General features: G+C 62.8%; 26 protein-coding genes. 13 read left to right on the forward strand and 13 right to left on the reverse strand.

All coding sequences use genetic code 11. From position 1 onward, the window contains the following. Positions 1 to 58 precede the first annotated feature (58 nt). Positions 59 to 1,261 carry a pyridoxal phosphate-dependent aminotransferase gene (locus tag NKI05_RS00695; RefSeq protein WP_023815007.1) on the forward strand — a complete coding sequence of 401 codons (1,203 nt, stop codon included), beginning with the start codon at positions 59 to 61 and terminating at the stop codon, positions 1,259 to 1,261. Positions 1,262 to 1,320: 59 nt separating this feature from the next. Here NKI05_RS00695 and NKI05_RS00700 read toward each other — a convergent pair whose 3' ends face one another. Together NKI05_RS00700 and NKI05_RS00705 are read right to left on the reverse strand one after the other, a co-directional pair. Beyond that, positions 1,321 to 1,716: a (R)-mandelonitrile lyase gene (locus tag NKI05_RS00700; RefSeq protein WP_023683764.1), complete on the reverse strand. Its 396-nt coding sequence runs from the start codon at positions 1,714 to 1,716 to the stop codon at positions 1,321 to 1,323. 48 nt (positions 1,717 to 1,764) lie between these two features. After that, positions 1,765 to 2,316: a methyltransferase family protein gene (locus NKI05_RS00705; RefSeq protein ID WP_023724921.1), complete on the reverse strand. Its 552-nt coding sequence runs from the start codon at positions 2,314 to 2,316 to the stop codon at positions 1,765 to 1,767. Between the two features lie 148 nt (positions 2,317 to 2,464). On the opposite strand from NKI05_RS00705, the gene NKI05_RS00710 reads away from it, so the two are divergent. The 3 genes from NKI05_RS00710 (at position 2,465) to NKI05_RS00720 (ending at position 6,846) form a co-directional block, all read left to right on the forward strand. Continuing rightward, positions 2,465 to 3,325, forward strand: coding sequence for an alpha/beta fold hydrolase (locus NKI05_RS00710; RefSeq protein ID WP_023815006.1), 861 nt, complete (start codon positions 2,465 to 2,467; stop codon positions 3,323 to 3,325). Positions 3,326 to 3,571: 246 nt separating this feature from the next. Beyond that, positions 3,572 to 5,623 (forward strand): elongation factor G, encoded by a 2,052-nt coding sequence (locus tag NKI05_RS00715; RefSeq protein WP_023683761.1) that lies wholly within the window; start codon positions 3,572 to 3,574, stop codon positions 5,621 to 5,623. A 725-nt stretch (positions 5,624 to 6,348) separates the two neighbouring features. Next, positions 6,349 to 6,846, forward strand: coding sequence for a methyltransferase family protein (locus NKI05_RS00720; RefSeq protein ID WP_023711177.1), 498 nt, complete (start codon positions 6,349 to 6,351; stop codon positions 6,844 to 6,846). 22 nt (positions 6,847 to 6,868) lie between these two features. Here the strand turns inward: NKI05_RS00720 and NKI05_RS00725 are convergent, their stop codons facing one another. Next, the gene (locus tag NKI05_RS00725; protein WP_023671970.1) at positions 6,869 to 7,765 is read right to left on the reverse strand and encodes a LysR family transcriptional regulator; all 897 of its coding nucleotides are present in this window, start codon (positions 7,763 to 7,765) and stop codon (positions 6,869 to 6,871) included. Positions 7,766 to 7,845: 80 nt separating this feature from the next. Then, the gene (gene trxB / locus NKI05_RS00730; protein WP_023815005.1) at positions 7,846 to 8,820 is read right to left on the reverse strand and encodes a thioredoxin-disulfide reductase; all 975 of its coding nucleotides are present in this window, start codon (positions 8,818 to 8,820) and stop codon (positions 7,846 to 7,848) included. A 255-nt stretch (positions 8,821 to 9,075) separates the two neighbouring features. Here trxB and NKI05_RS00735 point away from each other — a divergent pair, with 255 nt between their 5' ends. Beyond that, the gene (locus NKI05_RS00735; protein WP_023671972.1) at positions 9,076 to 9,552 is read left to right on the forward strand and encodes an Lrp/AsnC family transcriptional regulator; all 477 of its coding nucleotides are present in this window, start codon (positions 9,076 to 9,078) and stop codon (positions 9,550 to 9,552) included. On the opposite strand, the gene NKI05_RS00740 is transcribed toward NKI05_RS00735, so the two are convergent. The 6 genes from NKI05_RS00740 to NKI05_RS00765 form a co-directional block, all read right to left on the reverse strand. Further along, complete coding sequence (locus tag NKI05_RS00740; RefSeq protein WP_352792141.1) at positions 9,542 to 9,892, reverse strand: hypothetical protein; 351 nt, start codon at positions 9,890 to 9,892, stop codon at positions 9,542 to 9,544. The genes NKI05_RS00735 and NKI05_RS00740 overlap by 11 nt on opposite strands. An 83-nt stretch (positions 9,893 to 9,975) precedes the next feature. Then, positions 9,976 to 10,956, reverse strand: coding sequence for a phosphodiester glycosidase family protein (locus NKI05_RS00745; protein ID WP_245260033.1), 981 nt, complete (start codon positions 10,954 to 10,956; stop codon positions 9,976 to 9,978). A gap of 206 nt (positions 10,957 to 11,162) precedes the next feature. Further along, entirely contained in the window at positions 11,163 to 11,816 is a 654-nt protein-coding gene (locus NKI05_RS00750) for a D-glycero-alpha-D-manno-heptose-1,7-bisphosphate 7-phosphatase (RefSeq protein ID WP_023671974.1), read from the reverse strand. Next, positions 11,809 to 12,381 carry a D-sedoheptulose-7-phosphate isomerase gene (locus NKI05_RS00755; protein ID WP_023671975.1) on the reverse strand — a complete coding sequence of 191 codons (573 nt, stop codon included), beginning with the start codon at positions 12,379 to 12,381 and terminating at the stop codon, positions 11,809 to 11,811. Before NKI05_RS00755 ends, NKI05_RS00750 begins: the two co-directional genes overlap by 8 nt. Before the next feature lie 8 nt (positions 12,382 to 12,389). Then, complete coding sequence (gene rfaE1, locus NKI05_RS00760) at positions 12,390 to 13,883, reverse strand: D-glycero-beta-D-manno-heptose-7-phosphate kinase (protein ID WP_023671976.1); 1,494 nt, start codon at positions 13,881 to 13,883, stop codon at positions 12,390 to 12,392. A gap of 124 nt (positions 13,884 to 14,007) precedes the next feature. Beyond that, positions 14,008 to 14,640, reverse strand: a complete 633-nt coding sequence (locus NKI05_RS00765) for a LysE family translocator (RefSeq protein ID WP_023671977.1) — start codon at positions 14,638 to 14,640, stop codon at positions 14,008 to 14,010. A gap of 134 nt (positions 14,641 to 14,774) precedes the next feature. Between NKI05_RS00765 and rfaD the strand changes: the two genes are divergently transcribed. The 3 genes from rfaD to waaC are packed head-to-tail and all read left to right on the forward strand — an operon-like array spanning position 14,775 to position 17,676. Continuing rightward, entirely contained in the window at positions 14,775 to 15,725 is a 951-nt protein-coding gene (gene rfaD / locus NKI05_RS00770; RefSeq protein ID WP_023683756.1) for an ADP-glyceromanno-heptose 6-epimerase, read from the forward strand. After that, complete coding sequence (gene waaF / locus NKI05_RS00775) at positions 15,698 to 16,705, forward strand: lipopolysaccharide heptosyltransferase II (RefSeq protein WP_023695762.1); 1,008 nt, start codon at positions 15,698 to 15,700, stop codon at positions 16,703 to 16,705. Before rfaD ends, waaF begins: the two co-directional genes overlap by 28 nt. Then, complete coding sequence (gene waaC, locus NKI05_RS00780) at positions 16,702 to 17,676, forward strand: lipopolysaccharide heptosyltransferase I (RefSeq protein ID WP_023683754.1); 975 nt, start codon at positions 16,702 to 16,704, stop codon at positions 17,674 to 17,676. The genes waaF and waaC overlap by 4 nt, the downstream gene beginning before the upstream one ends. A 23-nt stretch (positions 17,677 to 17,699) precedes the next feature. Here waaC and greA read toward each other — a convergent pair whose 3' ends face one another. Together greA and NKI05_RS00790 are read right to left on the reverse strand one after the other, a co-directional pair. After that, the gene (gene greA, locus NKI05_RS00785) at positions 17,700 to 18,173 is read right to left on the reverse strand and encodes a transcription elongation factor GreA (RefSeq protein ID WP_023683753.1); all 474 of its coding nucleotides are present in this window, start codon (positions 18,171 to 18,173) and stop codon (positions 17,700 to 17,702) included. A 288-nt stretch (positions 18,174 to 18,461) separates the two neighbouring features. Further along, the gene (locus NKI05_RS00790) at positions 18,462 to 18,998 is read right to left on the reverse strand and encodes a tetratricopeptide repeat protein (RefSeq protein WP_023695764.1); all 537 of its coding nucleotides are present in this window, start codon (positions 18,996 to 18,998) and stop codon (positions 18,462 to 18,464) included. 229 nt (positions 18,999 to 19,227) lie between these two features. Here NKI05_RS00790 and NKI05_RS00795 point away from each other — a divergent pair, with 229 nt between their 5' ends. The 3 genes from NKI05_RS00795 to NKI05_RS00805 all read left to right on the forward strand — a co-directional run bounded on the left by NKI05_RS00795 (position 19,228) and on the right by NKI05_RS00805 (position 21,837). Beyond that, complete coding sequence (locus NKI05_RS00795; protein ID WP_023683751.1) at positions 19,228 to 19,653, forward strand: DUF3775 domain-containing protein; 426 nt, start codon at positions 19,228 to 19,230, stop codon at positions 19,651 to 19,653. A gap of 198 nt (positions 19,654 to 19,851) precedes the next feature. Next, complete coding sequence (locus NKI05_RS00800) at positions 19,852 to 20,913, forward strand: extensin-like domain-containing protein (RefSeq protein WP_023711170.1); 1,062 nt, start codon at positions 19,852 to 19,854, stop codon at positions 20,911 to 20,913. Positions 20,914 to 21,045: 132 nt separating this feature from the next. Beyond that, the gene (locus NKI05_RS00805) at positions 21,046 to 21,837 is read left to right on the forward strand and encodes an extensin-like domain-containing protein (RefSeq protein ID WP_023701608.1); all 792 of its coding nucleotides are present in this window, start codon (positions 21,046 to 21,048) and stop codon (positions 21,835 to 21,837) included. Positions 21,838 to 21,857: 20 nt separating this feature from the next. On the opposite strand, the gene NKI05_RS00810 is transcribed toward NKI05_RS00805, so the two are convergent. Next, the gene (locus NKI05_RS00810) at positions 21,858 to 22,577 is read right to left on the reverse strand and encodes a gamma-glutamylcyclotransferase (RefSeq protein WP_023705875.1); all 720 of its coding nucleotides are present in this window, start codon (positions 22,575 to 22,577) and stop codon (positions 21,858 to 21,860) included. Between the two features lie 112 nt (positions 22,578 to 22,689). On the opposite strand from NKI05_RS00810, the gene NKI05_RS00815 reads away from it, so the two are divergent. Together NKI05_RS00815 and NKI05_RS00820 are read left to right on the forward strand one after the other, a co-directional pair. Then, positions 22,690 to 23,397, forward strand: coding sequence for an LssY C-terminal domain-containing protein (locus tag NKI05_RS00815; RefSeq protein ID WP_023711169.1), 708 nt, complete (start codon positions 22,690 to 22,692; stop codon positions 23,395 to 23,397). 70 nt (positions 23,398 to 23,467) lie between these two features. Beyond that, complete coding sequence (locus tag NKI05_RS00820) at positions 23,468 to 24,778, forward strand: hemolysin family protein (protein ID WP_023683747.1); 1,311 nt, start codon at positions 23,468 to 23,470, stop codon at positions 24,776 to 24,778. Positions 24,779 to 24,784: the final 6 nt, after the last annotated feature.

The following is a 24,784-nucleotide window of genomic DNA, read 5'->3' on the forward strand; positions in this document are numbered from 1 at the left end:
ACATGAGAAGCGCCGCAGCTGTTTGCGGTTGCGCCGACCCCTCTGGAGATATCTGGTCATGGCCTTTCTTGCCGACGCCCTTGCCCGCGTAAAGCCTTCCGCCACCATCGCGGTGACGCAGAAAGCCCGCGAGCTGAAAAATGCCGGCCGCGACATTATCGGCCTCGGCGCCGGCGAACCGGATTTCGACACGCCCGACAACATCAAGAATGCGGCGATCGAGGCGATCCGCCGCGGCGAGACCAAATACCCGCCGGTTTCGGGCATCGCGCCGCTGCGCGAGGCGATCGCGAAAAAATTCAAGCGCGAGAACAATCTCGACTACAAGCCCGAGCAGACCATTGTCGGCACCGGTGGCAAGCAGATCCTGTTCAACGCCTTCATGGCGACGCTGAACCCAGGCGACGAGGTCATCATCCCCCGCCCCTATTGGGTCAGCTATCCCGAAATGGTGGCGATCTGCGGCGGCACCTCGGTGTTCGCCGATACTTCGATCGACAATGGTTTCAAGCTCACTCCCGCCGTGCTGGAAAAGGCGATCACGCCGAAGACCAAATGGCTGTTGATGAACTCGCCGTCGAACCCGTCCGGCGCCGCATACACGGAAGCCGAGCTGCGCGCGTTGGCCGACGTGCTCTTGAAGCATCCGCATGTCTGGACACTGACCGACGACATGTACGAGCACCTGACCTATGGCGACTTCGTCTTCAGGACGATCGCCGAGGTCGAGCCGAAACTCTACGAGCGCACGCTGACCATGAACGGCGTCTCGAAAGCCTATGCCATGACCGGCTGGCGCATCGGCTATGCCGCGGGTCCCGTCCAGCTGATCAAGGCGATGGACATGATCCAGGGCCAGCAGACCTCGGGCGCCTGCACCATCGCGCAATGGGCCTCGGTCGAGGCGCTCAACGGCCCGCAGGATTTCGTCGCCAGGAACAAGGCGATCTTTCAGGGCCGTCGCGACCTCGTCGTGTCGATGCTCAACCAGGCGCGCGGCATAACCTGCCCGTCGCCGGAAGGCGCCTTCTATGTCTACCCGTCCTGCGCCCAGCTGATTGGCAAGAAGACCAAAGCCGGCAAGGTCATCGACACCGACGAGACTTTCTGCTCCGAATTGCTCGAAGGCGAGGGTGTCGCGGTGGTGTTCGGCTCTGCCTTCGGCCTCGGCCCCAACTTCCGCATCTCCTACGCCACGTCGGAGACGCTGCTGGAGGAAGCCTGCACGCGCATCCAGCGGTTCACGGCATCGCTGACCTGAACTGGCGGCACCGAGACATGAAACCCGGCTTCGAGCCGGGTTTTTGTCAGGAGCAGACCTCAGCCGCCATACTGCTCGCTGGTGACCGCTTCCATCCAATCTGCGTGGACGCCGTCCAGCGCTTCCTGCATGGCGACGTGGGTCATTGTCGTCTTTGGACCCGCGCCGTGCCAGTGCTTCTCGCCCGGCTCGAACGAGATCACGTCGCCCGCCTTGATCTCCTGGATCGGCCCGCCCCATGTCTGCGCAAGGCCGGCGCCCGACGTGACATAGAGCGTTTGGCCGAGCGGATGCGTGTGCCAGTGGGTACGCGCGCCAGGCTCGAAGCTGACCAGCGTGGCCCGCAGCCGCGCCGGCGCTTCCTTCTCGATGATGGGCGTCTGCAGCACGCGGCCGGTGAAATACTTCTCCGGTGCGATGATGGTCGGCACGCTGCCGCAGGCAATGATCTTCATCTCTGGTGACCCCTGAGTTCAGTAGAACCTACCCTGCCCCGGTGCTCGCTACCACCCCAGCCGAGGCCAGAACAGGCCGGCACGTACGCGATAGTCCGCGTAGGCTCCGGCCAGCGGCGTGCGCGAAAATTTCTTCTCTTCGTCCAGCGCCGCAAACACATAGAGGATAGCGATTCCGGCGACCGGCACCACCGCCCAGATCGACCAGGTCGCGATCCCCCACCCGATCCAGAAGACGATGTAGGACGTATAGAAGGGGTGGCGGACATGGCCGTAGGGGCCGTCGGTCAGCAGGCTGTGCGGATCGTCGGGTGCGAAGGCGAAGCGCAATCGCGCCTTGCGCGACGTGACAATCGCCCACCAGAACAGGGCAGAGCTCGCCAGTTCGACGGCAAGTCCGGTGAGCTTTGCCGAACCCGGCTGCGATTGGATCCAAAGGATGGCGAGAAAGAACAGCGCCGTGGCGATGACCGCCGCCGAAATCACCATGGCGCCTGGAGACATCGCCTGCGATTGGAAATGCGCCCGCATCGACCAGACATACTGGCCAAGCGTCGCGATGCTGCAGATCGAGACAAGAAGATCGAGGACTGGTTCCATTGTCGGGATTCCGCGGGTGGTTGCCATGGAGCCGGAGGTTCGTGCCGGCTATCTCTTTAGAAATCGTTTCTTAACCACATGTTTAAAGAACATATAGAGCCAGCGATGCGATGTTGGCGGTCAGGCAAATCTCAAGGTCTAATCCAGCATGAGCATCACTCACCGCAGCATCCGCACGCCGCAGGCCGACTTGCGCCTCAGCCAGTCGTCTGGGTCCGGCATGCCCATCGTCATGATCCATGGCTCGGGCAGTTCGCGCGCCGTGTTTGCCCGTCAGTTCGACAGCCCGCTTGCCGATGCCCATCGGCTGATCGCTTTCGACCTTCCCGGCCATGGCGAGTCCTCCGATGCCCGCGACCCGGCGACCGCCTATACGATTACCGGCCTTGCCCAGACCACAGCCCGGCTTCTCGACGCTTTGGGCATCGGCCACGCCATCATCTTCGGCTGGTCGCTCGGTGGCCATGTGGCGGTCGAACTTGCCAGCTTCCACCATGCGGTGAACGGCCTGGTGCTGACCGGAGCGCCGCCGGTGTCGAGGGGGCCGTTCGGCATGCTGCGCGGCTTTCACGCCAACTGGGACATGCTGCTCGCCTCCAAGAAGGTCTACTCCGAACGCGACATCGAGCGTTTTGAGGCTCTGTGCTACGGCGACACCGCCAGTCCGTCTTCCCGCGAAGCCATCAGGCGCACCGACGGTCGGCTTCGCGCCGGCGTGGCGCGCTCCATGTTTGCGGGCAAGGGCGCCGACCAGAAACAGGTGGTCGAGCACGCTCCGTTCCCCGTCGCGGTGATCAATGGCGAGCATGATCCGCTGGTGCGGCTAAGCTATTTCGAGACCGTCGCCTACAGCTCGCTGTGGGAACAGTGCCATGTCATACCAGGCGCCGGCCATGCGCCCTTCTGGGAACGTCCGGACCTGTTCAACCCGTTGCTGTCGCGCTACGCCGAGATGGTGGTGAAGCAGAGTGCAGCCGCCACGCCCACGCGCCGCACTCAGGCAAGCTGAAATCGCCCGACGGTTCTGATCCCCGGGGTCTTGCCTCGGCCGCCTGACGGCGGCGCGATTTCTATTTTCCTTGCCCTCCCGGCTAACCCGTGGGACGATGGGTTGGGCAGGTGGCTAAATGAAAACAACCCCGCCCGCGACGGTCGAACAGGCCGGCCGCCGCTCACGACAGGGTGCGATCGGCGCAAAACCGTTTCCACTTTTGCTGATCGCACTCCAAGGGCAACGCCTGAGTGGAGGTCAGCCATGGGTACTCGCGCCGGAGGACGACGCACGGGACCGAAATGCATTGCCATAGTCGGTCCCTTTGCAAGCGGTAAGACGACACTTCTCGAAGCCATCCTCGCCCGTACGGGCGCCATCCCCCGCCAAAATCCCGTTTCATCGGGAAGCACCGTTTCCGATCATTCGCCCGAGGCGCGGGCGCACGCCATGAGCGTCGAGGCGACCTTTGCCACCACCGAATTCATGGGCGAGCAGATCACCTTCGTCGACTGTCCCGGATCGATCGAATTCTCCTTCGAGGCCGAGCCGGTGCTGGCAGCCTGCGATCTCGCGGTGGTCGTCGCCGAGGCCGACGAGAAGAAGATCCCAGCCTTGCAGCTCATCATGCGCAAGCTCGACGATCTCGGCGTGCCGCGCATCCTGTTCCTCAACAAGGTCGACAAGGCAATCGCCGGCGTACGCGATACGCTGAAGATGCTGCAGCCGACGAGCGCGGCGCCGCTGTTGCTGCGCCAGATTCCGCTGCGCAAGGACAATGTGGTGATCGGTTCGATCGACCTGGCGCTGGAGCGCGCCTACATCTACCGCGAATATGCCGAAAGCCAGGTTGCCGAAATTCCAACTGACGACAAGGCGCGCGAACTGGAGGCTCGCTTCTCCATGCTGGAGACGCTTGCCGACCATGACGACCAGTTGATGGAGCAGTTGCTGGAGGAGATCGAGCCGCCGAAAGACGCGGTCTTCGACGATCTGTCCGCCGACCTGCGCGCCGGCGCCATAACGCCGGTGCTGATCGGCACCGCCGAAAAAGGCAACGGCGTGCTGCGCCTTTTGAAGGCGATCCGCCATGACGCACCGGATGTCGAGGCGACGCGCAAACGGCTCGGCGTCCCCGACGGCAATCACACCGTGGTCCAGGTGATGAAGACCATCCACACCGCGCATGGCGGCAAGCTGTCCGTGTCGCGCGTACTCTCCGGCCAGATCGCCGATGCAGCCGAACTCTATTTGTCGAATGGCGAGACGGCGAAGGTCTCCGGCATCTACAAGATGCTCGGAAAGGACCAGTCCAAGCTCACCGCTGCCAAGGCCGGCGACACGGTGGCGTTGGGCAAGCTGGACGAGGTCAAGACCGGCCAGACGTTGAGCTCCACGAAGGGCGGTATCAAGCCGCTGGTCACGCTGACGCCGCCGCAGCCGGTCTTTGCCTTTGCCCTGCGGCCGAAGGAGCGCAAGGACGAGGTCAAAATGTCGGCGGCCATCCAGCGCCTGGCCGAGGAAGATCCCTCGCTCACCTTGCGCCACAATCAGGACTCGGCCGAGACCGTGCTGTCCGGCCATGGCGAGATGCATCTGCGGGTCGTGCGCGAGCGGCTGGAAGGCAAGAATCAGATTCCGGTCGAAGGCCATGCGCCTGCCGTCCCCTATCGCGAGACGATCCGAAAGACGGTGCAGCAGCGCGGCCGCCACAAGAAGCAGTCCGGCGGCCATGGCCAGTTCGGCGATGTGGTGATCGAGATCAAGCCGCTGCCGCGCGGCTCCGGCTTTCAGTTCTCGGACACCATCACCGGCGGCGTCGTGCCCAAGACCTACATCCAGTCGGTCGAAACCGGCGTGCGCGATTATCTGAAATCCGGCCCGCTCGGCTTCCCTGTGGTCGATGTCGCCGTCAACCTCTCCGACGGCTCCTACCACGCCGTCGATTCCTCCGACATGGCTTTCCAGATGGCGGCCAAGCTGGCCATGAAGGAAGGCATGGCGGCCTGCTCGCCGGTGCTGCTCGAGCCGGTCATGAAGGTCGAGATCGTCACGCCGTCCGAAGCCACTTCGAAGATCATCGCGCTGATCCCGCAGCGGCGCGGTCAGATCCTTGGCTACGACGCGCGGCCTGACTGGCCGGGATGGGATGTCGTGGAGGCGACCATGCCGCAGGCCGAGATCGGCGACCTGATCATCGAACTGCGCTCGGCGACCTCCGGCGTCGCCAGCTATCGTTGCGCCTTCGATCACATGGCCGAGCTGACCGGACGGTTGGCCGACGAGGCGATGAACGCCAACGGCAAGGCTGCCTGACAGGCCGAAGGATGATCCGCACAAAAAACGGCGCCCGGATGATCCGGACGCCGCTCTTATTGCGGACCGTCTTCTTGGGAGGAAAACGGCAGGTCCGCCGCACGTATCCGCCGCGCCATACGGCACTGACAGACGAATAGGTTCGGACGCGGTAGCCGCCTGAGCCCGGATCTTCCGAGTGATGCCCCCATCTCCCGGTCGAACCACACCGCGTCCTATGATCTGCTTAAACGATGAATCACGCCTGCGGCATGTTACCTGAGGTTACATGTCACTGTTACGCGGCGATTTTGCTCGATTTTTCGCTGGCTACGGCAGGCCCGGAAACAAAAAAGCCGGATCAATGAAGATCCGGCTGAGTTTGATTGGAAGTGCCTGTTAAGGCTAACCTCCAGAGGGGAACACTCGAGGGCGCTAATGGGAGGAGAACGCACCCAGGAGATGATCTATATATGTGCTGTTCATGCCCAAGAAACAAGCATCTATTTTGCAACACACGCATGCAAAAAGGTACAGGCTGTGGTCTAACCCATGTCTAGGGGCCATAGGACCACGAAAAGTTGCCAAATGAATGGCGCGACCATGCTGTTGCCTTCGCAGAACCGCAAGTCGGGCTGATTCTCGCGCTCGCGGGCAAAAAGCCGAATGACGTTGAATCGGGCACCAGGCGTTTATTTTTGCGGCAGCGGGATGGGAAGGGTCGGCCGGAAGAAGGGAGACCTGACATGCGGACACCCCAGGCGATCGCCGGCAGCGCGGTCTTCTTCATCGCCGCACCTTGTGTCGTCGCCGGGCTGGTGCCCTGGCTGCTCACGGACCGCTACCGTCTGCCGCTGTCGACGGTGCCCGGCTTCGTGCCGGCCGGCTCCATCCTAATCGTCGCGGCCATCGCCCTGCTCGTCCAGTCCTTTGCCCGCTTCGCGCTCGAAGGCCTCGGCACGCCGGCGCCTGTCGCGCCCACCGAGAGACTGGTGATCGGCGGCGTCTACCGCCATGTCCGCAACCCGATGTACGTCGCCGTGCTGTCGATCATCCTCGGCCAGGCGTTGCTGTTTTCAAGCTGGAGCGTCGCTGCCTATGCCGCCATCGGCGCGATCGTCATGGGCTCTTTCGTCAGGTTCTATGAGGAGCCGACTCTCGCCCGCCGCTACGGTGGCGAATACGAGACCTACCGCCGCAATGTTCCCGGCTGGCTGCCACGGCTGACGCCTTGGCGGGGGTGACCAGCACCTCCCAAGGGCATGTTTAAAATGACCAGCTGCGCGCTTTGGCGATGATGAAGTCGCGGAAGACGTGCAGCTTGGCCTGGTTCTTCATTGCATCGGGATAGGCGAAATAGGTGTCGAAGGACGGCACCTCGGTCTCCGGCAAAAGCTGCACCAGATCCGATTCCTTGGAGATCACGTAGTCGGGCAGCATGGCGATGCCGGCGCCGCCCTGCACGGCGCGCTTGATCGACAAGATGTCGTTGATCTGCAGCGTCGGCACCCTTTGCCCACCGTCGAAATCGCCGATCGTTTCCAGCCAGTTCAGCTCCGACAGATGCGACGGCACCGGCACACCGAAAGTGACGATGCGATGGTTCTTCAGATCGGCGACCGAGGTCGGCTTGCCGTGCTTGCCGACATAGGACGGCGAGGCATAGAGGTGGAAATGCACGGTGAACAGGCGGCGCTGGATAAGGTCGGGCTGCTGCGGCTGGCGCAGCCGTATCGCGCAGTCGGCCTGGCGCATGGTGAGGTCGAGTTCCTCATTGGCCAGGATCAGCTGCAGGCTGATTTCCGGATAGAGCTCGATGAATTCCTGCACCCGCTCGGTCAGCCAGCCGGCGCCGAGCCCGACCGTGGTCGTTACCCTCAGCACGCCTGAGGGACGGTCCTTGGCCTCGGTCAGCTTCGACTTGATGGTCTCCAGCTTCATCAGCACGTCATGCGCCGTGCGGAACAGCATTTCGCCCTGCTCGGTCAGCACCAGGCCGCGGGCATGGCGATTGAACAGCGGCACCCCGACATCATGTTCAAGCGCGCTGACCTGGCGTGAAATCGCCGATTGCGACAGGTGCAAAGTCTCGGCGGCATGGGTAAACGACCCAGCCTCCGCCGCTGCGTGAAACACGCGAAGCTTGTCCCAGTCCAACGCCATTGAGTTCCCCTCGTTCTGTTTTTGGCGTCTGAATGAAAAATCAGGCTTTTGAACGGCTTGCGACGCCGTCTTGATAGATTTTATTCCGCCGCTTCGCGGTGCACCTCGATGCCGGCCAGGTATTTTTCCGCCTCGAGCGCGGCCATGCAGCCGAGCCCGGCGGCGGTCACCGCCTGACGGTAGATATCGTCGGTCACGTCACCGGCGGCGAACACGCCGGGAACGTCCGTGCGGGTCGAATTCGGCGCCGTCCACAGATAGCCGTTCGGCTTCTGCTTCAGCTTGCCGACAAACAATTCCACCGCCGGCGCATGGCCGATCGCCACGAACACGCCGTCCACCTGGAGATGGCTGACCTCGCCGGTCACCGCATTTCTGAGCTTCAGCCCTTCGACCGAAGGCGGCAGCGGCGTCTTGCCGGGCCGGCCGGTGATCTCGTCGACGATCGTGTCCCAGATGACTCGGACATTGTCCTTTTTCAACAGCCGCTCACGCAGGATGCGCTCGGCGCGGAAATCGTTGCGCCGGTGGATGACGGTCACGCTCTTCGCCAGATTGGAGAGATAGAGCGCCTCCTCCACCGCCGAATTGCCGCCGCCGATGACAGCGACATCCTTGCCGCGATAGAAAAAACCATCGCAGGTGGCGCAGGCCGACACGCCGAAGCCCATGAAGGTTTGTTCGGTGGGGATGCCCAGCCACTTCGCCTGCGCACCGGTGGCGATGATCAGCGCATCGGCCGTGTAGGTGGTGCCGGAATCGCCCGTGGCGCGGAACGGCCGCACATTGAGGTCGACCTCGGTGATGATGTCGTTGACGATGTCAGTGCCGACATGCTCGGCCTGCTTCAGCATCTGCTCCATCAGCCACGGGCCCTGGATCGGATCGGCGAAGCCCGGATAGTTTTCGACATCGGTGGTGATCATCAGCTGGCCGCCCTGCTGCAGGCCTGCGACGAGCATCGGCTTCAGCATGGCGCGCGCGGCGTAGACCGCCGCCGTATAGCCGGCCGGGCCGGAACCGATGATAAGGACAGGCGCGTGCTTGGTGGTCATCTAAAGCCTCTGCGGGGCGGACAATCGAGTGTGCCTTGGAAAAAGACGTGAAACGGTGCTGGTAATGTAAGGGTTGCCAACCACACCAGCAAGACGATCAGGCCGTCGTCCCCGGAAAGCTTCGGCCCACAGGCTTATTCGCGCAATGGCCGCTTTCGTTACGGTCGCAAAATCGCCCGACCAAGGGCTGGCATCGCCACAAAAGTCGTTTAATGACGAGATCGCGAAAGATTCTTGCGCTAAGCAGAGACCGCCATGCCCCTGAAAGCCGACCTCGACGCCATCGACTGGAAGATTCTGCGCGAGCTTCAGGCCGACGGGCGCATGACCAATGTCGAACTGTCGAGCCGCGTCGGCATTTCCGCGCCGCCCTGCCTGCGCCGTGTCCGGCGGCTGGAGGAAACCGGCATCATCAAAGGCTATCGCGCTTTGCTCAACGCGCCGGCGCTCGGCATGGATGTCGTCGCCTTCTGCCTGATCGGCCTGCATCACCAGGCCGACGCGGAACTCAAAACCTTCGCCGAGCGCACTCGCGGCTGGCCGATCGTGCGCGACGCCTGGATGGTCTCGGGCGAATCCGACTTCCTGCTGCATTGCGTGGCGAGTGATCTCGGCACCTTCCAGACCTTCGTCATCGAAGAACTGGCTTCGGCGCCGAATGTCGACACGGTGCGCACCGCGCTGACCATCCGCCGCGTCAAGGACGAAGGGCTGGTGGCGTTCAGCGCCTGATAAGCGAGATTAACTTCGAAAAAGCATGTGCGACGCCGACCAAGACATACCCCAACAGACACACTGCTACCTCTCCGACAACTGGCAAAAGAATGAAGCCGTCTCCAGGGCCGGGGCTCTCACCAGGGGACATCTCCGGCAAAGCTAAAAAGGCTAGCAAAATAGGTGAGCAAGCAAGCCAGACGAATGTGATGACATGCGGCAACCATTTGAGACGGAAAATGTTTTTTGACGCGAGAAACGCCGCGCCGATCACAATCATGTTGACGACGAATATGAGCCAGAAAGCGAATTCTGGCGCCGAAATCGTAGGGTATTCCGGGTCAGATTGCGTGAACATGAGCGGCCAAGGTTGAATATGCCATCCGGTTTCAGCTACGGAATCGGGAGTACTTTGACCCACCCTGCCAAGGGCAGGCTCTGCTACCTGCGCTCCACCGTGAGAACAACAGGCAATCCCCAGGGCACATCTAGCGGTGCTTGAAGCAGTGAGACGTCGCCATCCGCGACCTGGGCTTCCCACTTGGCATAGTGTTTCAACCGGTAGTTCCCGGAGCGGACGCTGAGGCAGGCAACAGGCCCGCCATCGAGGTTTAGCGCCGTCTTGAGATCGAGGTCGGTCTGCAACAGAAAGTTTGCTAGCCGGTCCAGCGAGAAGAAAGCGTCCTTGGTCGAACCGACGATGATCCAGCCCTGACGATCTTCCGCGATAAAGGTGCGGTTGGCCAACCAGTTGCTCTTGGCGCGTACATTGTTGCGGCCGTCCTCACCGACAAGCAATGGATAGGAAACCATAGCGTTTTCGGCATTCTCCGTGACTGCGCGCCAGTCACGTGAATTGAGATCGACCACATGCGTGCCGGAGGCATTCACGAACCAGGCGCCGGCCTTCGCATCGTATTCATCCGGCCCGAGCCTCGCACCCATGCTGACAAAGGGCGTGTCGGCTTCGCCCTTCAGTCCGAAATAACTGCCATTGACGATCAGAACGGTGCCGCCTGTGCCTTGTGGATTGAGTGCCGCTTCCCACTGGTCGATGTCCTTGGCACCACTGGGCTCGTTACGGGCAACGAAACGGAATTTGGCTGGATCGAAACGGTTGAGATAGAGCCGGTCAATTTCACGGTCGCCCGCCATGACGGGGATTTCTCTGACCTGGAATCCAGGCTCGGTTTCATTCCATGAGCTGGCTCCAGCGGTCACATCAGGAATTTCCGATTTCAACGCAAGCTGCATGGCAGGCGAGAGACGCGCATCGTCGGGTGCAACGGCGATCCAGTAGCTTCCGCCGCGGCGAAGAAGTGCATTGAGCCCATACACGCCGTGTTTTTGCCAGACATACCCCACGGCTGAAAGCACAGCCAATATCAACAAGACAACGGCAACAGAGATTGCTTTCTTCAATGAATTCCCCTCGTTCTTCGATGGAATGACATCTGCAAATTTCTTGCTTGAATGATGTCTGATCTCTGCAGTTTTTCCGCAAAAGAGCGTGGTGCTTTCCTGGGGAATAGCGTCAAAGCAAAGAAATGGATCGGCTCGCCGTTTCTGCGAAACGGTGAAACGCTCAAGCTAACCCATTGAGATTGCGTCGCAACAGATCCGGAAAGCTAAATCAGTCTCGATCCGAGCGACTCGACAGCTCTCAAAAGCCGTTCCAGATCATCGGGGTTGCGCAGCGGCAGAACCTCGAAGCCCGGCTCATTACTTCCCTCGCCATCCACCAGCCAGCCGCGCGGCAGGCCGGCACGTTGTCCGGCCTGCATATCCGCGGCCTTGTCGCCGACTATCAGCGAGCGCTTGAGATCGAGGCCGAGACGCTGCCGGGCCTGTAGCAGCATGCCCGGATTGGGCTTGCGCATTGGATGGTCGGCGACCGCCAGTGGCCCGCTGCCCGCCTCGTGGTAGGCGCAGGCCAGAACCATGTCGACGAAGGCATCGCCGGCGGCAAGCAGCTTGAGAACCCGGCCGTTGACCGCGGCAAATTCCTTCCAGCCGAAATAGCCGCGCGCGATGCCGGACTGGTTGGTGACGATGACCACCGGGATGTTGCCCCGGTTGGCCGCCGCGATGACCGGCACGATGCCGTCGCGCAGCGCCATTTTGGCTGGATCGTCGGGATAGCCGGTGTCGACATTGATGGTGCCGTCGCGGTCGAGGAACAGCGCCGGCGCGTTGGCTGGAAACACCCGCGAACCCACCCGCTCGACCCACAGGCCGGGCTCAGCCAGCGGGTATGGACCGTAGGCCCCGGTGTCAGCCATTCGACAGACGGTCTTCCACCACCTCGCAGAGATAGTGGTAGAGGCAGAGATGTCCCTGCTGGATGATCGGCGTCGAGGTCGAGGGCACGTTGAGCAGTATGTCGGTGAGCGGCTTGAGTTTGCCACCGCTGTCGCCGGTGAGGCTGACCACCGTCATGCCCATCATCCGAGCCTGTTCGGCGGCAGCCAGAATGCTCGGCGAATTGCCGCTGGTCGAGATGGCAAGCAGCACGCCGCCGGGCGCGCCATGCGCCTCGACCTGGCGCGAAAACACGGTGTCGAAGCCATAGTCATTGCCCCAGGCGGTCAGCATGCCCGCGTTGGCCGGCAGCGCAATCACATTGTAGGCCTTGCGCTCCTTAAGGAAGCGGCCGACCAGTTCGGTGGCAATGTGGATGGCGTCGCTGGCCGAGCCGCCATTGCCGCAGACCAGCAGCGCCTTGCCCGAGGAAAGCGCGGCGACGACCGCACTCACAGCACGTTCCATCTCGGCGGTCAGGTCACGCTCGACTGTCGCGGTGATCGCGGCCGCCGAGCGGACCAGATAGTCATTCAGTCCGGACATGAAATCCCTCAGTTAGTACCGCCGCCGGCGCGCAATTTGCCGATCGTGCCGGTGGTGCTCTTGCCGGCGACAAGGTCGACCAGGACGACGCGCCCGCCCGCCTTCTGCACCACATCGGCGCCGACAACGGTTTCGACCGTGTAGTCGGCGCCCTTGACCAGAATGTCGGGCAGAAGCGCCTCGATCAGCGCCAGCGGCGTATCCTCTTCGAACACCACGACCGCATCGACCGAGGCCAGGGCGGCGAGCACGCAGGCACGATCATGCTGATCGTTGACCGGGCGCCCTGCGCCTTTCAGCCGACGCACCGAGGCATCGCTGTTGAGGCCGAGCACCAGCCGGTCGCACTGGCTGCGCGCCGCGTGGAGAAGACTGACATGGCCGGCATGCAATATATCGAAGCAGCCATTGGTGAAGCCGACGCTCAGGCCCTCGTCCTTCCACGCCGCCACCATGCGCGCGGCCGATGCGGCATCGAGGATGGCGTCCTTATGGGCGGTGGGGCCGTGCGAGCGGAACAGCGCGCCGGTGAGTTCCTCCACGGTCAGCCGCGCGGTGCCGCGTTTGCCCACCACCACACCGCCGGCGGCATTGGCGATGGAGGCGGCCATGACGCGATCGGCGCCCGCGGCCAGAGCCAGCGCGAAGCTCGCGATTACCGTATCGCCGGCGCCCGAAACGTCGAACACTTCGCGCGCCTGGGTGGCGATGTGGCGCGCCTCATCCGCGCCGACGACGCTCATGCCCTTTTCGCTGCGGGTGGCGACGACGAAGTCGAAGCCATGTGCCGAAATCAGCTGGCGTGCCGCCGCGACGATCTCGTCGTCGGCGAAAACCGGGCGACCGACAGCTTCGCCAAGCTCCTTGCGGTTGGGCGTGATGGCGGTCGCGCCGGCATAGCGCGCATAGTCGCGGCCCTTGGGATCGACCAGCACCGGTTTTCCCGCCTCGCGGCAGATGGCGATCAGGTCGGCGGCGACGCCGTCGAGCAAGATGCCCTTGCCATAGTCGGACAGAATGACGATGTCGGCGCGCGTGAGTGCGGCGCGAAAATGCCGGACCAGGTCCGCCCGTTCCTTGTCGTCGAGCGGCTTGATCTCTTCCTCATCGAAGCGCAGCACCTGCTGATTGAGCGCGCTGAAGCGGCTCTTCGACGACGTCATGCGACCGCGCTCCTGCGCCATATCAGCCGTATCGGCGCCGAGTTCGCGCAGCATGCGCACCAGATTGTCGCCGGCCACATCGGTGCCGATCACCGATATGGGAATAGCGCTGGCACCCAGCGAGACGATGTTGGCGACAACGTTGCCTGCGCCGCCCATCGTCGAGGTCTCGCCGCGCCCGTGCAGCACCGGGATCGGCGCTTCCGGCGAGATGCGCTCGATGACGCCGTTGACGAAACGGTCGAGGATGAAGTCGCCGACCACCAGCACGGCAACGTCGCCAAAGCGGGCAATGGCGCGGTGCAAAGGTTCGGGCGAAGGCGGATTGTGCTTGATCATGTCACTGGCAATGCGAGGGAAAGGCCGACCTCAATCACGCTGAAAATTGTCAATTTACGGGCCGGATCGTTCATGGCGAAGCCGATATACCGCAAATCCGCGCAGCGCAACGTCAGGGCGGCCGTCAGCTCTTCTGCAACGCGACGTGGACGCCCAGTCCGACCAGCACCGCCCCGCCCGCCCTCTGCATGATGCGCTGCGCACGGCTGGAGCGCTTCAGCCGGGCGATCACCATGCCTGCCAGCAACACGCAGACAATATCTGCCGAAGAGAACATTAAATTGACGATGGTGCCCAGCACGACGAATTGCAGCCACACCGGGAAACCCGCCGAGGCATCGATGAACTGTGGCAGGAACGCCATGAAGAAGATCGCCGTCTTCGGATTGAGCACTTCGACGGTGATGCTCTCGAAAAATGCCCGGCGCGCCGATTTGCGCTCGATCGCCGGCAGCGCCGTGTCACCGTCCCCGCGCTTGCGGAACAAGGACACGCCAAGCCAGATCAGATAGAGCGCGCCGATGAGCTTGACCGCCATGTAGAGCGGCGGCACCGCATGGAAGAGCACCGACAGCCCGGCGGCAGCCGCAAAGACATGGAAATAACCGCCAAGATGGATGCCAAGTGCCGCCGTCAGCCCCGACCAGCGCCCGCGCGCCATGGTCTGCGCGGCGGCATAGAGCATCGCCGGTCCTGGAATATAGGCAAAGATCGCCGTGGTGGCGAAAAACGCAATGAGCAGTTCGGTCGACGGCATTTTTTGTCCCCTAGCTTGCGGGCCTCGAATAAAGCGGGCCGCTTCGCGGTCTCACTGTGGCGTCGTGGTGCTTCATCGACAGTACGCTTGGCCTCCCTTATAAGGACCGGAATCGCAAGCAACCAGAGGCCTTCATGATCATCGTCACGGGCGGGGCCGGCATGATCGGCTCCAACATCGTCGCCGCACTCAATGCCGAAGGCCATGATGACATCCTCGTCGTCGACGACCTCACCGACGGCCACAAGATCGCCAACCTGGCCGATTTGCAGATAGCCGACTATCTCGACAAGGACGAATTCTTGGCCACCTTGGAAGCCGGCGACCTAGGCCGCGTCGAGGCCGTCTTCCACCAGGGCGCCTGCTCGACCACCACGGAATGGAACGGCAAGTTCATGATGGACGTGAACTACGCCTTCTCAAAGCGCTTGCTGCATGGCTGTCTTTCGCTGCGCATACCGTTCCTCTATGCCTCCTCGGCTTCCGTCTACGGCGGCGGTTCGGAGTTTCGCGAGGATCCCGCACTTGAGCGGCCGCTCAACGTCTACGCCTATTCGAAGAAACTATTCGACGACTATGTCAGGCGCACCGTGTTCGACACCGATCATTCGCAGGTCGCGGGCCTGCGCTACTTCAACGTCTATGGCCCGCGCGAGGCGCACAAGGGCGCCATGGCCTCGGTCGCCTTCCATCTGTTCAATCAGGTCGGGCGCGGCGAAAACCCAAAGCTGTTCGGCGCCCATGACGGCTTCGGCCCCGGCGAACAAAGCCGCGACTTCATTCACGTCGGCGATGTCGCCGACGTCAATCTGTGGCTGTGGAAGCGCGGCTCGAGCGGCATCTTCAACTGCGGCACCGGCCGCGCCCAGCCGTTCCGCGCCATTGCCGAGACCGTGATCGATACGCTGGGCCAGGGCGAGATCGAGTTCATCGAATTCCCCGATCACCTCAAGGGCAGCTACCAGAGTTTTACCCAAGCTGATATGTCCCGCTTGCGCGCAGCCGGCTATAATGGGCAATTCCGCAGCGTGGAAACCGGCGTCAGAGACTATGTCGAATGGCTGAAAGCCCAACGATCCTCGTGATCGGCCCACGCTGGGTGGGCGATATGGTCATGGCGCAGTGCCTGTTTTCAGCGCTGAAGGACGTCCATCCCAACGCCGCCATCGACGTGCTGGCCCCGGCCTGGGCGGCCCCGCTGGTCAAGCGCATGCCCGAGATTCGCCAGCAGATCGATTTCCCGCTGCAACCGGGCGCGCTCGAATTCACCATTCGCCGCCGCTTCGGCCGCCTGCTGCGCGGCCGCTACGACATGGCCTACGTCCTGCCGGGCAGCTGGAAATCGGCGCTGATCCCGTTCTTTGCCCGCATCCCCCGCCGCTTCGGCAATCTCCGGGAAATGCGCTACGGCCTGCTGACCGACATCGTGCCGCTGCCCGATGCCGTCAAACGGCGCACCGCGCAGGCCTATTTTGGCCTCGCCCAAGGCGGACATTTCCGGCCGCCGCGGCTCACCGTCGACGCCGGCAATCAGAAAGATCTGCTCGCTCGCTTCGCAGTGCAGCCGGGAAAATTCGTCGCCATGATGCCCGGCGCCGAATTCGGTCCGGCCAAACGCTGGCCTAGCGAAAGCTATGCCGGCCTCGCCGGAGAGATGATGGCGAAAGGATTCAAGGTCGCGTTGTTCGGCTCGAAGAACGATCGCGACGTCACCGCCGAGATCGCAGCACTCGCGCCCGGTGTCGTCGATCTGGCAGGAAAGACACGGCTGGAGGACGCCATCGACCTGATCGCCGCGGCCAGGCTGGCGGTGTCCAACGACAGCGGGCTGATGCATGTCGCGGCCGCCGTCGGCACGCCGGTCGTTGCCGTCTACGGTTCGACCTCGCCGGAAAACACGCCGCCGTTGGCTGAACAGCGCGAACTGATCTGGTTGCATCTGTCCTGTTCGCCCTGCCACCGGAAGGTCTGTCCGCTCGGCCACCTCAACTGCCTGAAGACGCTGGACGTTGCCCGAGTGGCAGCGGCGGCGGACAGGTTGCTGGAACTCCCGGCCGCCGCATGAAGGTGTTGATCGTCAAGACCTCCTCGATGGGCGACGTCATCCACACCTTCCCCGCCGTCGAAGATGCACGCCGCAAGCGCCCCGATATCGCCTTCGACTGGTGCGTCGAAGAGGCCTTTGCCGGCATCGTCGCGCTGCATCCGGCGATAGCAAAGATCCATACCGTCGCCATCCGGCGCTGGCGCAAGCATCTGTTCAACGCCGGCACATGGCGGGAGGCGACAAGCTTGCGCCGCGCTCTGCAAGCAGGCGAGTACGACCTCGTCATCGATGCGCAGGGGCTGCTGAAATCGGCCCTGGTTGCGAAACAGGCAGCGGCACCAATCGCAGGTTTCGACCGCGCAAGCGCGCGGGAGCCCTCGGCAACGTTGTTTTACCAGCGCAAATACGCCGTGCCGCGCAACCTGCACGCCATCGAACGCACGCGCCGGCTGTTCGGGCTGGCGCTCGGCTACGAGCCCGATCTTTCGGCGCTCGCATCCGGGATTGTGCCGCCTCCCGGCGGCCTGGCCGGCATTGACGGCAAGACGGCCTTCCTGCTGCACGGCACCAGTCGCGAGGACAAGAAATGGCCCGCCGAAGACTGGATCGAAACGGCTCGCCTGCTGGTTGGTAGCGGAATGACGCCGGTCACCACCTGGTCGAACGAGCGTGAGAAGGCGGTGGCCAAGGCGATCTCGAAAGCCGTGCCGTCAACGATCGTGGTGCCGAGATCGCCGCTGGCAGACATTGCCGCGATCCTTGGCCGCTCGACGCTGGTTATCGGCGCCGACACCGGTCTGACCCACCTCGCCAGCGCCTTCGGCCTGCCGACGGTCGCGGTGTTCCTGGCGACCGAGCCGGGTTTGACCGGCCCGCGCGGGCAATATGCCTCAACGTTGCTGGCCGCAGCGGGGGAGCGCCTCATGCCGGCACAGGTGGTGCCGGAAGCAGAAAAGCTATTAGCCCTTAAGCTCCAAGCTTCGGCATAGGACCTTCCAGCAATTCTGAGGTGCTAGATAAATTGCACCTGGACGATCTCATAACCCCTGGCGCCGCCGGGGGCGTTGACCTCGATGGCGTCGCCGACTTCCTTGCCGATCAGCGCGCGCGCGATCGGCGAGGAGATCGAAATACGGCCCGATTTCACATCCGCTTCCTGGTCGCCGACAATCTGGTAGGTCTTCTTTTCCTCGGTGTCCTCGTCGACCAGCACCACCGTGGCGCCGAACTTGACCTTGTCGCCGCTAAGCTTGGTGACGTCGATCACCTCGGCCCGAGCAATATAGTCTTCCAGTTCGTTGACACGGCCCTCATTGAGGCTCTGCGCCTCTTTTGCGGCATGATATTCGGCATTTTCGGACAGGTCGCCATGCGAGCGCGCTTCGGAGATCGCCTCGATGATACGCGGCCGCTCTTGCTGCTGGCGCCAGCGCAGTTCTTCCTTCAATGACGCGAACCCCTCGCCTGTCATCGGGACCTTGTTCATGATGCCTGACCTTTCCTGCCGCCACCCCCGCATTTCGGGGAAAGCCTTGTCGATGGGTATAAAAAGAAAACGGGTCCGGCAGCCTCGGGCTAACGGAACCGTTTCACCGCAATTTTCCCCAATATAGCGATCCTCGCGCGTTTTTCACGCTGAAAAAGCAGGCTTTTTGAAAAATCATGAGCCGATTGTCCAATTGTCGTTACGGCACGTGCAGCGTGTTGCAGTGGCGACAACAAAAAACCGACTGCGATTGCTCGCAGCCGGCCCAGAGAAGCCGTTGGGGTGGGGTCAGCTTCTCATGAAATGGTAGATCTGTTCGGCCAGCATGCCGTATTCGCGGGAACCTTTGCCGGTCCGCTTCTCGATCTCGGCCAGCTGCTCCTGGGCGCCGGCCAGGTCGCCGATCTGCAGATGGGCCTCGCCGAGATATTCGCGCACCAGCGTGTAATCCGGGTTGATGCGCAGCGCTTCCTCGTAATAGCCGAGGCCGACGGTGACACGGCCGGAATGGCGATGCGAATAGCCGAGATAGTTGAGGATGCGCGGATCCTGCTTGTTGGCGGCAAGGCTGAGCACGGCAATCGCCTCATCATAACGCCCGGCCATGGCCAGGTCGTGACCAGCATCGTAGATGTTGTCGTCGTCCAGCATGCCGTACTTCGGCGCGACGCATTTCTGCTTTTTCTTGTCCCAGACCTGCCCCTTCTTGCACTGGGTGGTGGTCTCGGTACCACCGCCACCGCCGCCGGCCGCAAACACCGGAACCGCAAAGAACTGCAGCGCCACAAGCGCCGCAGCCGCCTGGATCAACACTCTTTTATGCATCGAAGCCTCCTTGAGGGATAATGACGATCTTGAGGGAAAATGACGATAATGAAAAGCTAACGCCGGGATGCAGACTTTTCATCCCGGAAACCCGCAGCCGCCGAAACTATTTGTGCGGCCGTGCCTAACCTGAATTCGGTCAAAGGCGGGAGCCAGGGATCAGAACATGACGTGACGCGCGCTGCAAATCCGCTATCATTCGGGAAATGATCAGCGGGGGTGCCCGAGAGTGCAACAGCGCCGTGAGCGGGAATGGGAGCTATCGATCGGCCCGGACACCGTGCGCCTGTTCATTCTCAAGGCAAAGGGACTGAGTGCTGCCGTCAACGAAGACTATGCCGACGGTGCCGAGCATGAGGTCGAGCTCGATGGTGAATCACATGCCAATCACCACCATGACGGTCTGGCGGAGGAAAGCGCGGAAGACCTCACCGAGGAAGAGCTGCGCGAGCTGATCAACGACCTCAACGTTGACGAAGCGGCCGAGTTGATCGCGCTGGCCTGGGTCGGCCGCGGCGACTATGACGCTGCGGAATGGTCCGATGCGGTTGCCGCCGCGCGCGACCGCGCCAACAAGCGCACGGCGAAATACCTGCTCGGCATGCCGCTTTTGGCCGACTGGCTGGAAGAAGGGCTGGAAGCGATTGGCGCGTAACGGCGTGGTTACCGTTCGTGATGGGCCGCAGGCAACCTCCGGGCGCTCGCGCCGTTGAGGACGATGGGGTCGCCTGTACTTTCCCGAACATGCAGGGTTGCACTGGTCATGGTCGTCACGGCTCTGCTGCTGACGCCCCTGCTGACGCAAGCCGACGCCAAACAGCGCAAGAAGCATTACACGCCGCTGTCACAGCGGTTGGAGCAGCTGTTTTCACCGCGGGTCGACTCGCATCCTAAGCCGCGCAGCAAGCACCGCCAGAAGCCCAGTCCAAAGCGGCACATCACGCCAAAGCAGGTGGAACAAAAGACCCCGGATAAAAAGCCCTCGCCCGCCGATGTTCCGGTGCAGCCCTCGCGCGTTGTCCCGCTGCCCGAGGCGCGTCCTTCAGAGGCGCCGAAGACCGGCGCGGCACCGATCGAAAAGCAAAAGGCCGAAGGTCCGAACACCCTTGGCGCGTCCGATCGATTCAACGAAGAAAAGTCCCGTTTTAAAAAGCAGGCGCGGCCCGGACCGTCAGCCCCGAAGCCGTCGACCGATAGGCAAAGCGAGCCCGAGCCGCCGGCCGCGGTGCCGATTCCGACACAAAAGCCAGACACTTCGGAACCTGAAGCTCAGCCGCCGGCCGTTGCCCCGCAACCACCTGAAAAACCCGATGCCGGCGACAAGAAGATGCTGCCCGATGCGCGCTCGGCCGATTTGCCCGATGCAAAAATGCCGGCGGCGGAAGTCGCCTGTCGCGAGCGGCTGACGGCCCTTGGTGTCGAATTCGAGGAGCATAAGGCGGAAAGCAATCCCGACATCGGCTGCTCGATCCCCTATCCCCTGGTGCTGAAGTCGCTCGGAAAATCCATCGCCATCGGACCCACGACCGAACTCAACTGCCCGATGGCCGAGGCGGCAGCCCGCTTTGCCGCCGAAATCATACAGCCGGCGGCGAAAGCCGAGTTCGGAGCCGACCTGAAATCGATCAACCAGGCATCGGCCTTTGTTTGCCGGCCGCGCAACGGCACGCGCCATCTGTCGGAACATGCCTTCGGCAACGCGCTCGATATTGCCAGCTTCACGTTGTCGGATGGCAGAAAGATCGAAGTCGGTCCAACGCCGCCCGAGAAGGACGGCAAATTCCTCAATGCGGTGCGCAAGGCCGCCTGCGGACCGTTCAAGACCGTGCTTGGACCGGGCGCGGACCCGGACCATTCCCTGCATTTCCATCTCGATCTCGAACCGCGCCGGAATGGTGGCACTTTCTGCCAGTAATGGCCCTCCAGTGATCGTCATGCCGGTGATGGTATGGCTGCCGCATTTCGGCCGCAGGCATGAACGGGAACGCTGAGTTTTCCTTTACCCTTGATCGTTAAAATCCCACCGATCAAGGACAGGATCCCGCCCATGGCCGCAATATTTCGCGCCGCGAAGGCAAAAAGCGCAGCGATACTGGCCACCGGTCTTGCGCTGGCCGCCGTTTCGGCTTGCAACACTGGCAGCGTGCTGTCGCTGCAGCCGGCCGTCGATGTCGGCTCGCAGACCGCGGCCGTGCCGCAATATGAAGGCATGCAGAAGCTCGTCCCGTCCAATCCCTATATGACTGCCGCCTATCCGCACATGGACGAGCCGATGTCGGAGTCGGAGCCGCAGCAGATGCCGGCCAGCGAAACCGATTGCCGTGGCGAACTGAAGCGCCTTCGCGTCGTCTACACCGATGTGCAGCCGATCCATGAGGGACAGTGCGGCATAGACTGGCCGGTCAAGGTCTCCGCCATCGGCGGCATCCAGATGAAGCCCGCCGCGACATTGACCTGCGACATGGCCGCAAGTTTCGCCGCCTGGACCAGCAACGAACTGGTTCCCTCCGCCCGCTGGCGCTATTTCTCGGGCGTCAAGACCATCCACCAGGGCTCAAGCTATTCCTGCCGCAACATCGCCGGCGAAGGTGTCCTGTCCGAGCACGGCAAGGGCAACGCCCTCGACGTCATGAGCATCGAGCTCAACAACGGCGACGACATCGACGTGCGCAAGCCCGGCCTGTTTGCCTTCCGCACCCGCGGCTTCCTCAACAATGTGCGTGCCGACGGCTGCCAGTATTTCACCACCGTGCTCGGTCCCGGCTACAATTACGATCACCGCAACCATTTCCATTTCGACATCAAGAACCGCAAAAGCGGCTACCGCGCCTGCCGCTAAGGCGTTTCACCGTTCAGAAATCAGTCGGGATTGGCGTTCCTGGTGGAAGCGATGATTTGCTGGGCCACCAGATCCTGGATGCGCCAAAGGTTCCTGTCGCGGATACCGCTCTCTTCCAACTTGCTGACGGTTCGGAACAGGTATTGAGCCGACGAGCCCCAATGCCCGGCAGCCCGCGCCAGCGTGTCGGCAACCTGCTCCAATGGCAGCCGGCCGGCATAGGCCCTGCCGTCTGGCGCGGCGACGAAAGCCAAGGCCCGCAACGGCCCATCCTTGGTCTTGACCTTGATCCAGCATGGCACGTTAGTCGGCGGATTGGCATCGATCTCGCGGCGCATCAACTGTCCAAGTTGCCCGACATGGTCTTCCGCGGGCAGCCGATAGACGATGCCGTTGCAGCTGCCGCCTCGATCGAGCGCCAGCATCAGCGCCGGCAAATCACGGGTTCCGCGCCAACGGGTCAGCGTCAGGCAGAACGAGCGGTGCCATCCTGGCGCCGTGGCCGGGCGCTGCTCGACATGGGCAAATTCGGGGTTCCAGATCAGCGACCCGTAGGCAAAGACCCATAGCGCTTCAGGCCGATGCTCCGACAGAAGTTGCTCGACAAGACTATCGAACTCCGCGTCTGTATGCTCGGTTGTTCCGGGCTCGGGACCCGGATCCGGTTCGACACGCTCGACCCTTGCGACAAGGTCCGCGGTCAATGCCATCGAGCTGCGACCCACCGGCTTCTTATCCATTCCTGCTCACCCCCCGCAAAAACGATGGCCGACGATAGAACGGCTGCTCGCCGCTGGCCATTGATTTCCAGGGTCCGTCAGGCACAGATACCGCACGGATCGAGCCGCTTTCATGAGCCGACGAAGCCTGCAACGACGCGCATTGACCTGGCTCGCCGCTCTTCTGGCGGTCTGGCTGGCCCTCGCCTATGTCGCTGCGCCGGAATTCTGGACGGTTCGCGACCGCGGCTTTCGCACGCAGACTTTCGAGATGGTGACACACACGCCGCAAGGCATTCCGGGCGACCCGATCAATATCGGCCTTGTCGGTACCGAAAAAGAGATGGTCCATGCCTTCGCCATGACCGGATGGGATACGGCCGATGGCGTGACGCTAAAGACCGCGATCGAAATCGGTGAGAGCGTGCTGTTCGACCATCCCTATCCTGACGCCCCGGTCAGCCGGCTGCTGTTCGAAGGCCGCGCCCAGGATCTCGCCTTCGAAAAGCCGGTCGGCGGGAGCGCCGACCGGCGCCATCATGTCCGCTTCTGGCGCAGCGATGCGACCGGCGACGACGGCCGAACGCTCTGGATGGGCTCGGCCAGCTTCGACCGCGGCGTTGGTCTCAGCCGCGATACCGGCGCCATCACCCACCATATCGCCCCTGACATCGACGCCGAGCGCGATCTCGTGATCCACGACCTGTCGGCGGCCGGCATGGTGACCTCGGCGAGCGACATCCCGGGCATCGGCGCCACCAGGACCGGACGCAACGGCGGCGGCGATCCCTATTTCACCGACGGCAAGGCTGTTGTCGGGGTGCTCAGGCAATTCCCCTGAACCACTGTCATTTTCCAAAAATCATCGCGGACTATTTTCCTGCGGCCCGCCGCAATGCTATTGAGCCCTGATGCTATACGTCGAAATCGCCACCGTGGTCGTCCTCATCTGTGTGAACGGCCTTCTGTCGATGTCCGAGCTCGCCATCGTGTCGTCGCGCCCGGCGCGGCTCAAGGCGATGATCGACCGCGGCGTCAATGGCGCCGGGCGTGCGCTGACGCTCGGCTCCAATCCCGGCAAATTCCTGTCGTCGGTGCAGATCGGCATCACTCTGGTCGGCGTGCTGTCGGGCGCCTTCTCCGGCGCCACGCTGGGCGACAGGCTTTCGGTGTACCTGGCCTCGACCGGCATGCGCGAAAACATCGCCGACCCGCTCGGCGTCGGGATCGTCGTCGCCATCATCACCTATTTCTCGCTGATCGTCGGCGAGCTGGTGCCCAAGCAGATCGCGCTGCGCGATCCCGAGCGCGTTGCCGCCCGCGCGGCGCCTGCAATGACCATCCTAGCCACCGTCTCCGCGCCGCTGGTGTTCCTGCTCGACATTTCCGGCCGCGCCATATTGTGGCTGCTTGGCCAGCGCGGCGAGAGCGAGGAGAAGGTCACCGACGAAGAGATCAAGATGCTGGTCGCCGAGGCCGAGCATCACGGCACCATCGAATCCGACGAGCGGCGCATGATCGCCGGCGTCATGCGGCTCGGCGATCGCGCCGTGCGCGCCGTGATGACGCCGCGCACCGAGGTCGACTGGATCAATTTGCAGTCCGATGAGGGCGCCATCCGCAAGCTCTTGATGGAGACCCAGCATTCGCGCCTCCCGGCCGGCGATGGCGGGGTCGACGTCATGGTTGGCGTTGTTCAGACGCGCGACGTGCTGGCCGCCCTGCTCGCCGGCCGCGCACTCGATCCGCGCAAGCATGTGCGCGCCGCCCCCATCGTCTACGACCAGGCCGACGCGCTGGATGTGCTGCAGAAGCTGAAGGAATCCGACGTGCCGATGGCGCTGGTGCATGACGAATACGGCCATTTCGAAGGGATCGTCACACCTGCCGACATTCTCGAGGCCATCACCGGCGTCTTCCGGGCCGATACCGACGCCGGCGACGAGGAAAACGCCGTCAAGCGCGAGGACGGCTCATGGCTGCTCGCGGGATACATGCAAGCCGACGAGATGGCTGACGTTCTCGGTATCGACCTGCCGGAAAATCGGGATTACGAGACCGTCGCCGGTTATGTGCTGTCGCACATGCACCATCTGCCGGCGACCGGCGAATGCGTCGACGCGCAAGGCTGGCGTTTCGAGGTCGTCGACCTCGACGGCCGCCGCATCGACAAGCTGATCGCCACCCGGCTGCCCAGCGGCCATCGCGAAGTGGTGCGTTGACGCTCT

Source organism: Mesorhizobium sp. M0771 (genome assembly GCF_040320155.1).
Classification (GTDB): Bacteria; Pseudomonadota; Alphaproteobacteria; order Rhizobiales; family Rhizobiaceae; genus Mesorhizobium.